General features: G+C 73.4%; 12 protein-coding genes and 3 tRNA genes. 7 read left to right on the forward strand and 8 right to left on the reverse strand.

Annotation, left to right across the window (positions count from 1 at the left end; translation table 11 throughout):
* The first annotated feature begins 13 nt into the window (after positions 1-13).
* Together ACJ6WD_RS33130 and ACJ6WD_RS33135 are read left to right on the forward strand one after the other, a co-directional pair.
* Entirely contained in the window at positions 14-139 is a 126-nt protein-coding gene (locus tag ACJ6WD_RS33130) for a putative leader peptide (RefSeq protein WP_376171736.1), read from the forward strand.
* A gap of 250 nt (positions 140-389) precedes the next feature.
* Positions 390-1,934, forward strand: coding sequence for a sulfatase (locus ACJ6WD_RS33135; RefSeq protein ID WP_233660359.1), 1,545 nt, complete (start codon positions 390-392; stop codon positions 1,932-1,934).
* A gap of 82 nt (positions 1,935-2,016) precedes the next feature.
* Here the strand turns inward: ACJ6WD_RS33135 and ACJ6WD_RS33140 are convergent, their stop codons facing one another.
* The 6 genes from ACJ6WD_RS33140 to purS form a co-directional block, all read right to left on the reverse strand.
* Positions 2,017-2,814: a sterol carrier family protein gene (locus ACJ6WD_RS33140; protein ID WP_407617120.1), complete on the reverse strand. Its 798-nt coding sequence runs from the start codon at positions 2,812-2,814 to the stop codon at positions 2,017-2,019.
* Positions 2,815-2,930: 116 nt separating this feature from the next.
* Positions 2,931-3,134, reverse strand: a complete 204-nt coding sequence (locus ACJ6WD_RS33145; protein ID WP_103377261.1) for a hypothetical protein — start codon at positions 3,132-3,134, stop codon at positions 2,931-2,933.
* A 26-nt stretch (positions 3,135-3,160) separates the two neighbouring features.
* The gene (locus tag ACJ6WD_RS33150) at positions 3,161-3,700 is read right to left on the reverse strand and encodes an ArsR family transcriptional regulator (protein ID WP_331248383.1); all 540 of its coding nucleotides are present in this window, start codon (positions 3,698-3,700) and stop codon (positions 3,161-3,163) included.
* Between the two features lie 163 nt (positions 3,701-3,863).
* A complete protein-coding gene (gene purL / locus ACJ6WD_RS33155) occupies positions 3,864-6,113 on the reverse strand; it encodes a phosphoribosylformylglycinamidine synthase subunit PurL (RefSeq protein WP_331248384.1) in 2,250 nt (749 codons plus the stop codon).
* Positions 6,110-6,814 carry a phosphoribosylformylglycinamidine synthase subunit PurQ gene (purQ, locus tag ACJ6WD_RS33160; RefSeq protein WP_016573037.1) on the reverse strand — a complete coding sequence of 235 codons (705 nt, stop codon included), beginning with the start codon at positions 6,812-6,814 and terminating at the stop codon, positions 6,110-6,112. Before purQ ends, purL begins: the two co-directional genes overlap by 4 nt.
* Positions 6,811-7,074 (reverse strand): phosphoribosylformylglycinamidine synthase subunit PurS, encoded by a 264-nt coding sequence (purS, locus tag ACJ6WD_RS33165; protein WP_016573038.1) that lies wholly within the window; start codon positions 7,072-7,074, stop codon positions 6,811-6,813. The genes purQ and purS overlap by 4 nt, the downstream gene beginning before the upstream one ends.
* A 299-nt stretch (positions 7,075-7,373) precedes the next feature.
* Here purS and ACJ6WD_RS33170 point away from each other — a divergent pair, with 299 nt between their 5' ends.
* The 4 genes from ACJ6WD_RS33170 (at position 7,374) to ACJ6WD_RS33185 (ending at position 8,598) form a co-directional block, all read left to right on the forward strand.
* A complete protein-coding gene (locus tag ACJ6WD_RS33170; protein ID WP_016573039.1) occupies positions 7,374-7,694 on the forward strand; it encodes an Lsr2 family protein in 321 nt (106 codons plus the stop codon).
* A gap of 119 nt (positions 7,695-7,813) precedes the next feature.
* Positions 7,814-7,885 (forward strand) — tRNA-Gly (locus tag ACJ6WD_RS33175).
* 74 nt (positions 7,886-7,959) lie between these two features.
* A tRNA-Gly gene (locus ACJ6WD_RS33180) sits at positions 7,960-8,032 on the forward strand.
* Between the two features lie 493 nt (positions 8,033-8,525).
* A tRNA-Gly gene (locus ACJ6WD_RS33185) sits at positions 8,526-8,598 on the forward strand.
* Positions 8,599-8,655: 57 nt separating this feature from the next.
* Here ACJ6WD_RS33185 and ACJ6WD_RS33190 read toward each other — a convergent pair.
* Positions 8,656-9,555 carry a phosphoribosylaminoimidazolesuccinocarboxamide synthase gene (locus ACJ6WD_RS33190; protein WP_233660355.1) on the reverse strand — a complete coding sequence of 300 codons (900 nt, stop codon included), beginning with the start codon at positions 9,553-9,555 and terminating at the stop codon, positions 8,656-8,658.
* A gap of 109 nt (positions 9,556-9,664) precedes the next feature.
* A complete protein-coding gene (locus ACJ6WD_RS33195) occupies positions 9,665-10,900 on the reverse strand; it encodes an MFS transporter (RefSeq protein ID WP_376556260.1) in 1,236 nt (411 codons plus the stop codon).
* Between the two features lie 101 nt (positions 10,901-11,001).
* On the opposite strand from ACJ6WD_RS33195, the gene ACJ6WD_RS33200 reads away from it, so the two are divergent.
* Positions 11,002-11,910 carry a LysR family transcriptional regulator gene (locus ACJ6WD_RS33200; RefSeq protein WP_233660353.1) on the forward strand — a complete coding sequence of 303 codons (909 nt, stop codon included), beginning with the start codon at positions 11,002-11,004 and terminating at the stop codon, positions 11,908-11,910.
* Positions 11,911-11,918 lie beyond the last annotated feature (8 nt).

Here is an 11,918-nt window from a genome sequence, read left to right on the forward strand (position 1 = left end):
AGGATTCCTGCCCATGCAGACCCCGCAGCCCTTGGCGCGCCTGGCGTGTCACCGGGCGCCCCGCCGCGCGCCGCGCCTCGTGCGCCGCCGCCACGTCGACCTCGGTCGCGTGGCCAGCGCGATCTGTCACCGCGGGTGACAACGGGTGGCCGCGCGCCGCGCCTGACGCCGCGCCGCCGCCCCTGAGCTGCACTTTCGCATTTCCTCCCGGTCGACGGCCAGGGCTCCGCCCGACCCCTCGCCGCGCAGTACGCGGCGAGATGTCCGCGATGCCCGCTGTCCGGTCGGTGTGAGATGCGCGACGTTCGCTCGCCCGCCCGTCTCCCGCCGTCCCCGGGGGCCGATGCGCGGCGCCCCGGCCCGCACGAGTTCTCTGGAGACCCGTACCGATGTCGTCCGTCGACCCCGTCCACGAGCGCCCCGCCCACGAACCCGCCGCCCACGGCTCCCCCGCCGACGCGGCCCCGTCCCACGAAGCCCCCACCCACCCGACTCCGGGCCTGTCCCGACGCGCCTTCGGCGGGCTCGCCGGTGTCGGTGCCGCGGCCGCCGTGGGCGGGCTGGGGACCCTGGCGGGCGCTCCGGCCGCCGCTGCCGCCGCACCGGAGCAGCCCGGGGAGCGGCCGTTCCGGGCCGCCCCGCAACGGCGCTCGCGGCGCCCCAACATCCTCTTCATCCTCGGCGACGACCTGGGCTGGGCGGACCTCTCCTCGTACGGGGCGTCCGGTATCCGGACGCCGCACCTGGACCGGTTGGCCCGGCAGGGCGTCCGCTTCACCCAGGGGTACTCCGGGTCGGCGACCTGCTCGCCCACCCGCTTCTCGCTCTACACCGGCCGCTACCCGGGCCGCACCGCCGGCGGGCTCGCCGAGCCGATAGCCGACCGCGGCGTGGGCCTGGCGCCCGACCACCCCACGCTCGCCTCGCTGCTGCGGGACGCCGGCTACGCCACGGCGCTGATCGGCAAGTGGCACTGCGGCTACCTGCCGGACTACAGCCCCACCAAGTCCGGCTGGGACACCTTCTTCGGGAACTTCGGCGGAGCCCTGGAGTACTACTCGAAGCTGGGGCTCGCCGGGGAGTACGACCTCTACGAGGGCGATGCGGAGTACCGGGACCTGCGCTACTACACCCGGATCCTCACCGAGCGCGCGGTGGCGCACGTCACCGAGGCCGGCAAGCGCTCCGGCGGACGCGGCGCGGACCGACCCTGGCTGCTGAACCTCAACTACACGACGCCGCACTGGCCGTGGATCGCGGACGGCGACACCGAGGAGAGCGCCGAGATCGTCCGCCGGATCAAGGCGGGCGACCGGAGCGCGCTCTTCCACGAGGACGGCGGTTCGCTGGAGAAGTACCGCGAGATGGTCGAGGACCTGGACCGCTCGGTCGGCGAGGTGCTGGCCGCGCTGCGGCGCTCCGGCCAGGAGGAGGACACCCTCGTCTTCTTCGCCAGCGACAACGGCGGGGAACGCTGGTCGTACAACTGGCCGCTCTCCGGCAACAAGGCATCGCTGAAGGAGGGCGGCATCCGGGTGCCGACGATCGTGCGGTGGCCGGCCCGGATCGACCCCGGGCAGGTCAGCCACGAGCCGGTGTTCACCCCGGACTGGACGGCCACGCTCCTGGAGGTCGCGGGCGCCCGGCCGGACCGCGACCACCCCCTGGACGGGACGAGCCTGGCCGGCTACCTGCTGCGCGGGGAACGGCCGGCCGAGCGCGACCTGTTCTGGCGGGTGCGCGGCGAACGGGCGCTGCGCCGCGGCGACTGGAAGTACTACCGGGGCACGGGCGGCGCGGACCAGCTCTTCCACCTCACCGCCGACCCGCGCGAGCAGGCCGACCGGGCGGGGCACGAACCGGAACTGCTGGCGCGGCTGCGGACGGCCTGGGAGGCGGTGGACCGGACGCTGCTGCCCTATCCCAAGCGGTGACCCCGACGGGCCCGGGCGGCCGGGGCGGGGCGGGGCCGGCGTCCCGCACCCGCCCCGCCCCGGGTCGGCGCGTGCCCCGTGCTCAGCTCATGACGGGCAGCAGGCCGCCGAGGTCGGCCCGTTCGCCGCTGGCGCTGACCGCGGCCGCGTCCACCGCCTCGGCCCACGCGCACCGGCCGGTGGCCAGCCGCAGCCAGGTCAGCGGGTCGGTCTCGACGACGTTGGGCGGGGTGCCGCGGGTGTGCCGGGGGCCCTCGACGCACTGGACCACGGCGAACGGCGGCACCCGGACCTCCACCGAACCGCCGGGGGCCTTGGCGGCCAACCCGTCGGCCAGCAGCCGGGTGGCGGTGGCCAGGGCGTGCCGGTCGAAGGGGATCTCCTGGTCGAGGGCGACGGCCAGGTCGTCGGTGTGCACGACGAGCTCGACGCAGCGGGTGACCAGGAAGTCGCCGAGCAGCATCGCGCCGGGGCGGCACGGGATGACCCGGTCGTCCGGCTCGCGCGGCAGCGCCTCGGAGAGCTCCTCGGCGGTGCGCTCCAGCAGCTGTGCCGGGTCGTTGCGGGCCGCCAGGTCGTGGACGAACTCGTCGATGCCGGCGGCGTGCTGCGCGGTCGCGGACGGCCAGGCCAGCAGGGTGACCTCCGCCTCGGGCGGGGCCGGCAGCCGCAGGGCGCGCACCACACTGCCGACCGCCATGGACAGGTGCGCCGCCAACTCCCGCACCGTCCAGTCCCCGAGCCGGGTCGGCAGCGCCAACTGCTCCGGCGTCAGGGCCCCGACGACCCGACGGACGTGGGCGTACTGGGTCGTGACGGCGGCGCGGGTCTTGGCCGGGTCGTACCGGCGGGCACGCGGTGCGCGGGCGGCAGGTGACATGCGGGCAAGCCTAGGCGGCAGCACTGACAGCCGCCCGGACGAGTGGGAGCGCGGGCCGGGCCGGGCGGCGCCCCACCCGGTCCCGGCCCGCGCGCGCCGCCGTCGGCCCGGCGCGGTCAGCCGCTGCTGAGGCGGCGGCCCTGCCACGCGAAGGCCCCCACGGCCAGCGCCAGGCCCCACGCCGTCCCGGCGAAGTAGGAGAGCCCGTCCACGTACGTCTCCTCGTCGGCCAGGTGGAGCTGGACGGCGAACGCGAACAGCGCGGCGCCCAGCGCGGTGAGGGCTATCGCGGCGGACCACATCGATCGGTTCTCGGACAAGGGACCTCCCCTAGGTCGACCGGGCGTCAGCGCCCGGCGGCAGTCAGCATCACCAGCAGCGGGACGACCCGCTCGACCGGTACCTCGTAGCGGCCGCGGGCGGCCGTGTGCAACCACCCGGCAGCGGTCAACTGCCGTAGGTGGTGGTAGATCTGGCCGGTCGTGCCCGTGCCGTCGAGCCCGGTGAGTTCGGCGGCGGTGCAGCGACCGCCGAGGATCTCGCGCAGCAGCCGCAGCCGAACGGGCTGGCCGAGCGCCGCGAAGGACTCGGCGGCCGCCGCCCAGTCACCGTCCATGACGGTGTCGGTGGGCAGCCCGTACTGCCACTCGTAGCGCAGCCCGGCCGGGGTCCGAACGGCCCCGGTGAACAGCACGCCGCCGTTGACGGCGCCCAGACCGGCGAATTGCTCCTTCAGCCCGTTCAGGGCCCAGAGCGCGTCGCCGGGGTTCCGCTCCGGCGGGCGGGCCGCGGGCGGCGCCGCGGCGGCGCCGCCGGTCTCCTCGACCGCGCGTTCCACCTCGGCCAGGCGGCGTTCCAGCTCGGCCACCCGCTGCTCCAGATCCACACCACGAGATTACGCAATTACGTAATTACGAGCAAGGCCCTGCCGATCGGCGGCCGTGCCGGAACGACGGGGCGAACGACGGAACGGCCCGCCAGGCATTCCTGGCGGGCCGTTCCGACACGAAGCACAACGGGGCGCGCGAGCGGTCCCGTTGGTGCGGGCGCTAGGCGATCAGCCCCGGGACGGTGGCCTCGTGGGCCGTCCGCAGCTCGTCCAGCGGGATGTCGAACTGCCCCTGGACCGCGAGCTCGTCGCCGTCGACGACACCGATCCGGGTGACCGGCAGGCCCCGGGCGCCGCACATGTCGGTGAAGCGGAGCTCCTCGCTGCGCGGAACCGCGACGACCGCCCGCCCCGCCGACTCCGAGAACAGGAAGACGAACGGGTCGAGGCCGTCCGGGACGACCACCCGGGCGCCCTTGCCGCCGTGCAGGCACGACTCCACCAGCGCCTGGACCAGGCCGCCGTCGGAGAGGTCGTGCGCCGCGTCGACCATGCCGTCGCGGGAGGCGGAGATCAGGATCTCGGCGAGCAGCCGCTCGCGCTCCAGGTCCACCTGCGGCGGCAGTCCGCCGAGGTGGTCGTGGACCACCTGCGACCAGGCCGAACCGCCCAGTTCCTCGCGGGTGTCGCCGAGGAGGTAGAGCAGCTGCCCCTCCTCCGCGAAACCGACCGGGGTGCGGCGGGTCACGTCGTCGATGACGCCGAGCACCGCGACCACCGGGGTCGGGTGGATCGCGACGTCACCGGTCTGGTTGTACAGCGAGACGTTGCCGCCGGTGACCGGCGTGCCCAGCGTCTGGCAACCGTCCGCGAGACCACGGGTGGCCTCGGCGAACTGCCACATCACCGCCGGGTCCTCAGGCGAGCCGAAGTTCAGGCAGTCGGAGATCGCCAACGGGCGGGCGCCGGTGGCGGCGACGTTGCGGTACGCCTCGGCCAGCGCCAGCTGCGCGCCCGCGTACGGGTCGAGCTTGGCGTACCGGCCGTTGCCGTCGGTGGCGACGGCGACACCGAGGTTGGTGTCCTCGTCGATCCGGACCATGCCGGAGTCCTCGGGCTGCGCCAGCACGGTGTTGCCCTGGACGAAGCGGTCGTACTGGTCGGTGATCCACGCCTTGGACGCCTGGTTGGGCGAGCCGACCAACTGGAGCACCTGCGCGCGCAGTTCCGCGGCGTTCGCCGGGCGGGGCAGCTTGCCGGCGTCGTCGGCCTGGAGGGCGTCCTGCCAGTCCGGGCGGGCGTACGGCCGGTGGTAGGTCGGGCCCTCGTGGGCGACCGAGCGCGGCGGGACGTCCACGATCTGCTCGCCGTGCCAGAAGATCTCCAGCCGCGAGCCGTCCGTCACCTCACCGATGACGGTGGCGATGACGTCCCACTTCTCGCAGATCTCCAGGAAGCGGTCGACCTTGTCCGGCTCGACGATCGCGCACATCCGCTCCTGCGACTCGCTCATGAGGATCTCCTCGGGCGAGAGCGAGGAGTCGCGCAGCGGAACGGTGTCCAGCTCGACCCGCATGCCGCCGGAACCGGCGCTGGCCAGCTCGCTGGTGGCGCAGGACAGCCCGGCGCCGCCGAGGTCCTGGATGCCGGCGACCAGCTTCTCCCGGAAGATCTCCAGGGTGCACTCGATGAGGAGCTTCTCCTGGAACGGGTCGCCGACCTGCACGGCGGGCCGCTTGGTCGGCTTGCTGTCGTCGAACGTCTCGGAGGCCAGCACGGACACGCCGCCGATGCCGTCACCACCGGTGCGGGCACCGTAGAGGATCACCTTGTTGCCGGCGCCGGACGCCTTGGCGAGGTGGATGTCCTCGTGCTTCATCACGCCCACGCAGAGCGCGTTGACCAGCGGATTGCCCTGGTAGCAGGGGTCGAAGACGACCTCGCCGCCGATGTTGGGCAGGCCCAGGCAGTTGCCGTAGCCGCCGATGCCCGCGACGACGCCGGGGAGCACCCGCTTGGTGTCGGGGTGGTCGGCGGCACCGAACCGCAGCGGGTCCATCACCGCGACCGGGCGGGCGCCCATGGCGAGGATGTCGCGGACGATGCCGCCGACGCCGGTGGCCGCGCCCTGGTAGGGCTCGATGTACGAGGGGTGGTTGTGCGACTCGACCTTGAAGGTGACCGCGTAACCCTGGCCGACGTCCACGACGCCGGCGTTCTCCCCGATGCCGACGAGCAGCGCGTCGTTCTCGGGGGCCTTCTCACCGAACTGCTTCAGGTGGACCTTGCTGCTCTTGTAGGAGCAGTGCTCGGACCACATCACCGAGTACATCGCGAGCTCGGCGCCGGTGGGGCGCCGACCGAGGATCTCCCGGATCCGCGCGTACTCGTCCTCCTTGAGGCCGAGTTCGGCCCAGGGCTGGCCCGCGTCCGGAGTCCCGGCGGCGTGCTTGACGGTGTCGAGGCTCATGCGTTGACCAGCTTCTTCAGGATCGAGGTGAAGAACCCGAGGCCGTCGGTGCGGCCGGTGCCGATCAGCGGCTCGACGGCGTGCTCGGGGTGCGGCATCAGACCGACGACGTTGCCCGCCTCATTGGTGATGCCGGCGATGTCGCGGAGCGAACCGTTGGGGTTTCCGTAACCGTCGCCGGACGGGCCGTCGGTGACGTAGCGGAAGGCCACCCGACCCTCGGCCTCCAGCATGTCCAGCGTCCGCTCGTCGGCGACATAGCGGCCGTCGATGTTCTTCAGCGGAATGCTGATCTCCTGGCCCGGCGCGTAGTCGGTGGTCCAGGCGGTGGTGGCGTTCTCCACCCGCAGCTTCTGGTCGCGGCAGATGAAATGCAGGTGGTTGTTGCGCAGCATGGCGCCGGGCAACAGGTGGGTCTCGGTGAGCACCTGGAAGCCGTTGCAGATACCCAGCACCGGCATGCCGGCCCGGGCCTGTTCGATCACGGTCTCCATCACCGGCGAGAACCGCGAGATCGCGCCGGCCCGCAGGTAGTCCCCGTAGGAGAAGCCGCCGGGCAGGACCACGGCGTCGACCTGGTGGAGGTCCTTGTCGCGGTGCCACAGCGGCACCGCCTCGGCGCCGGCCGCCCGGACCGCGCGCTGGGTGTCCCGGTCGTCGAGCGTGCCGGGGAAGGTGACGACTCCGACGCGAGCCGTCATGACTCGGCTCGCACGGCTTCGTCGACCCGCACGGTGAAGTCCTCGATGACGGTGTTGGCGAGGAAGGTCTCGGCCATCTCATGGATGCGGGCGAGGGCGGCGTCGTCGACCGGACCCTCCACCTCAAGTTCGAAACGCTTGCCCTGACGGACGTCGGCGATCCCCTCGAAGCCCAGGCGTGGCAGTGCGCGCTGCACCGCCTGCCCCTGCGGGTCGAGGATCTCCGGCTTGAGCATGACGTCGACTACGACGCGTGCCACTGGCACTCCCGGTGGTGTGGTGCGTAAGGCGGTGTCCTCACAGTACCGTGTTCGAAAATCTACGCGCATAGATATGCAGTACCTCCGATCACGAGCCGGTATCGACGGGAGTGCCCGCAGGAAAAATCTCCGAAAAGAACGGGGGGCCAGATTGCGGCAAGACACGCTGACGAAATTAAATGGGCTTCACAATGCATTGCCCATCGCTGTACAAATGAAAAAGCATTGATCCCAATCAGCCGGATCCGGAGCATCACCCCACGTCAACAAGGGGTTGCTCCACGAAAGGACCGATATCCGTGGCGCAGCGCGTAGTAGTAACGCTCTCCGATGACATCGACGGAGGAGAAGCCGCAGAGACGGTCATCTTCGGTTTGGACGGGAAGTCGTACGAGATCGACCTCAATCCCGCCAATGCGAAGAAACTGCGCGGCGCCCTCGCCCCGTTCGTGGAGGCCGGCCGCAAGCGGGCCAAGTCCGGCAAGACCTTCCACCGCACCGCGGTGACCCCCGACCCGGCGGCGGTGCGCGCCTGGGCCCGCTCCCACCAGATGGACGTCCCGCCGCGCGGCCGGATCCCCAAGAAGGTCTACGAAGCCTTCAACGCCGCCAACCACTAACCGACTTGCCGGCGTCCGCGGGTGCGCACACTGCCGACTTGCACAGCACCCCTACTGATCAGCTAGAGTCTGGAGCACGCCGAGGGGCGAGGCCGAAAGGCCGGGCCCCGAGGAGTCGCGCGGGTGTAGCTCAGTAGTAGAGCGCCCCCTTTCCAAGGGGGAGGCGCAGTGTGCAATCCCTGTCACCCGCTCTGACAGTTCAACCGGTCCAAAGGATCAGGTAGAGTAGCTGTCGCGCCACTGGGTGAAAGCCGAGTGGATGCCTGCGGACGTAGCTCAGTTGGTAGAGCGCAACCTTGCCAAGGTTGAGGTCGCGAGTTCGAGCCTCGTCGTCCGCTCAGAGAAAAGACCCCGGTCATCACGACCGGGGTCTTTGTCGTTTCCCGGAGCGAAAAACCGCCGGGCCCGAGGGCGTCGCCCCCGAAACGTTCGCGGGCGCGCAGCGGGACTTTCCGCCGGCAAAGCGCGGCCCCGGAGCCCGTGGACGGGCGAACGGGGCGGGGCGGGGGCCGCGGCGGACTGTGGCGGTGGACACACCGCCGGGGCCCGGGTGCCGGGGCGGCTGACGCCGGGTGGGCGGGGCGCCGGGAACGGCAGTCGGGAGCCGGGACCGTGGGCCGGCGCGAAGGGCACGACGCCGGCGCGGAGTTGGGCCGACGGCGGCGGGGGCCGGGCGCGGGGTGCGGGCGCGGCGGTGCGGCGGGCGCCCCGGGCTCGACGGGCGGCGGCCGGGCCGGTGCGCACGGGCGTGCGTCGGCGGCCGGGAAGTTGGCTATAGTGGGGCTCGCACCGCGCAGTGGCGACCGGAACGGACGCCGGAGCACGGAGCGTGCGGACGTAGCTCAGTTGGTAGAGCGCAACCTTGCCAAGGTTGAGGTCGCGAGTTCGAGCCTCGTCGTCCGCTCAGGGAGAAGGCCCCGGTCATCACGACCGGGGCCTTCGTCGTCTTCCGGCGCGGGTGTCAGGCCCAGGGGCGGCCGGTGAGGCGCTCGTACGCCTCCAGGTACTTGGCGCGGGTGCGCTCGACGATCTCCTGCGGGAGGGCCGGCGGGGGCTGTTCGCCGGTGCGGTCCCAGGCCGCGGCGGGCGAGGTCAGCCAGTCGCGGACGAACTGCTTGTCGAAGGAGGGTTGGGGGCGGCCCGGCTGCCACTGGTCGGCGGGCCAGAAGCGCGAGGAGTCGGGGGTGAGGACCTCGTCGGCGAGGGTGAGGCGCTCCTCGTGGAAGCCGAACTCGAACTTGGTGTCGGCGAGGACCAGGCCGCGTTCGCGGGCGACGTCGCGCGCCCGGCCGTAGACCGCGAGGGTCAGCTGGCGGAGTTGGGCGGCGGTTTCGGCGCCGACCTGGCGGGCGACCTCCTCGTAGGAGACGTTCTCGTCGTGGTCGCCGACGGCGGCCTTGGTGGCCGGGGTGAAGATCGGGGCGGGGAGCTCGGAGCCGTCGGTCAGGCCCTCGGGCAGCGCCAGTCCGCAGACCGTGCGGGACTGCTGGTACTCGGCGAGGCCGGAGCCGGTCAGGTAGCCGCGGGCGACGCACTCCACCGGGACCATGGCCAGGGAGTGGCAGACCAGGGTGCGGCCGGCCCAGTCGGCGGGGGCGCCCTCGGGGACCTCGGTGGACAGCACGTGGTGCGGGACCAGGTCCGAGAGCTGGTCGAACCACCACAGGGACAGCTGGGTCAGGACCCGGCCCTTGTCGGGGATCTCCGTGGGGAGCACCCAGTCGTAGGCGGAGATGCGGTCGCTGGCGACCATGACCAGGTTGCCGTCGGCGTTCTGGTAGAGGTCGCGCACCTTACCGGTGTGCAGGTGGGTGAGCCCCGGGACCTGCACGGGCTCGGGCTTTTCTACGAATCCGGACACGCTGCCTCCGCGTAGGTTGATCCAGGAGTCGGGGTGATTCTCCCGTACGGGGCGCGGGGGCTCCGCCGCAGGGTCGGTGTCGGGGGCGGCGGCCGGTCGTCCGGCGAGGTCAAGCGGAGGAACGGGCTCCGAGGCGGAGGACGGCGGCGAGGGTGAGCAGGGCCGCCGCGGCGATGCCCAGGAGGATCGCCGGCGGGGCGAAGGCGCCGCCGAGCAGGGTGACCGCGTACGGGGTGCAGAAGCCCAGGTAGCACACGGCCCAGAAGCGTGCTGTGAGGCGGGCCAGGTGGTGCGGGGGCGCCAGCGCGGCGACCTCGGTCAGGCCGTAGGCCACGCACAGGCCGTAGCCGGCGCCGAGCAGGGCGGCGGCGCACAGGGCCACCGCGGGTTGGGCGTGGGCCACCGCGAGGGCCCCGGTCACCAGGCCGGCAGCGGTGACGAGCAGGCCGGTGGCGGCGGTGCCGAGGCGGTGCCGGGCGCTCAGCCGGCGGGCGAGCGGGGCGACGAGGAGGCCGGCGCCGGGGGTGACGGCGGTGATGACGCCCGCGTAGACGGTCTGCCAGCCGTGCAGGGCGGTGTCGACGAGGCCGGGGAGGACCGCGAAGGCGATCGAGGGGGCGGCGAACACCCAGGGGGCCACCGGGACGACGAGGCGGCGGAACGGCGTGCGGTGGGCGGGCGCGGTGGTTTCCGGGGCAGCGGCGTCCGGGGTCCGGGCCGGGACCGTCTCGGGGGCGCGGCGGGCGCTCAGGGCGGCCGCCGCGGCCAGGACCAGGTGCGGGACGTAGGCCAGCACCATCGGGTGCGGGGCCCACTGGGCTATCAGGGCGGCGGCCAGGCCGCCGGTGGCGAAGCCGGCGGAGAGGAAGAGGCCGGAGCGGCGGGCGGCGGCGCCGGGGCTCGGCGCGGTGCCGTACGGCGGGGTGGAGAGTTCCTTGATCCAGACGCTGCCGGCGGTGAGCAGGGTGCCCGCGCCGACGCCGGTGAGGAAGCGGCCCGGCCACAGCAGCGCCGGGGCGGCCGGACCGGCCATCAGCAGGCAGGTGGCCAGGGCCGAGACGGCCAGGGCGGTGAGGGCGACCCGGCGGCGGCCGTGGCGGTCGGCGAGCGGGCCGCCGACGAGGAGGCCGGGGATCAGGCCGACGACGTAGACGGCGAACAGGGCGGTGGTGGTGGCGGCGGTCAGACCGAGGTGGGCGCGGTAGGCGCCCAGGAGGGAGGAGTACTGGTTGGCGCTCCACCCGGAGGCGGTCATCAGCCAGCCGGCGCGGAGCCAGTGGCGGGGCGCGGGGGCCGCGGTGGCGTCGGCGCCGACCGGGGTCGCCGGGGCGTGTGGCAGGGGCATGAGGGACGTTGTACGGCGCGAGCGGGCCGGCGCGCCGCCTCCGTTCAGGAAACGTGAACGGCGCGGGCCGCGGGCTCGGCCCCCGGCCTATCGTGGCGGACATGGATCTGCGCCGGCTGTCTTCGTTCCTGGCGGTGGTCGAGGAGCAGCACTTCGGGCGGGCGGCGGCCCGGCTGTTCCTGTCGCCGGCCGCCGTCACCCAGCACGTGCAGCAGCTGGAGCGGGAGTTCGGGACGCGGCTGTTGGACCGCGGTCGGGGCCCGGTGCTGCCGACCGTCGCCGGCCAGCGGCTGGTGGCGCACGCCCGGACCCTGCTGGCCGCCGCGAACGCCGCGGTCCAGGACGTGTCCGAGGCCGTCCAGGGCCGGCCGTCGCCGGGGCGCGGGCTGCGGGTCGGGGTGATGGGCCACGGGTCGGCGGAGGTGACGCCGGCCGCGGTGAACGCGTTCCGGCGGGCGCGGCCGGACGTGCCGGTGTCGCTGGTCCAGCTGGACTTCACCGAGCACTGCAGCGCGCTGCGCGAGGACCGGGTGGACGTGGCGTTCGTCCGGCCCCTGGTGCGGGCCGAGGGCATCGAGGCGGACGTCCTGACGACCGAGCAGCGGATCGTGGCGGTCTCCGCGCGCTCGCCGCTGGCCGACGCGGCGCTGGAGGGGGTGCGGGTCGCGGACGTCCTCGACCTGCCGTTCCTGCGGCTGCCGGCACGGACCCCGCGGCCGTTCGTCGACTACCTCTACTTCCAGGAGGGCGAGCGGCGGGCGCCGGACTGCGCGCTGAACCCGCACGACGTGCTGACGAGCGTGGCGGCGGGACGCGGTGCCGGGTCGGGGCTGAAGTCCTTCGCCCGGTACTACCCGTGGCCGGGGACGGTGTTCGTGCCGGTGCTGGACGCGCCGAGCGCGCAGAGCGTGTTGGCGACGCGGTCCGGGGACCCGAATCCGGAGGTGCGGATCTTCCGGGCGCTGACGGTGGCGCTGGCACGGGAGTTGGGGCAGTACGCGGCGCGGTAGCGCGCGGG

Source organism: Streptomyces sp. VTCC 41912 (assembly GCF_045799175.1).
Classification (GTDB): Bacteria; Actinomycetota; Actinomycetes; order Streptomycetales; family Streptomycetaceae; genus Streptomyces; species Streptomyces albulus_C.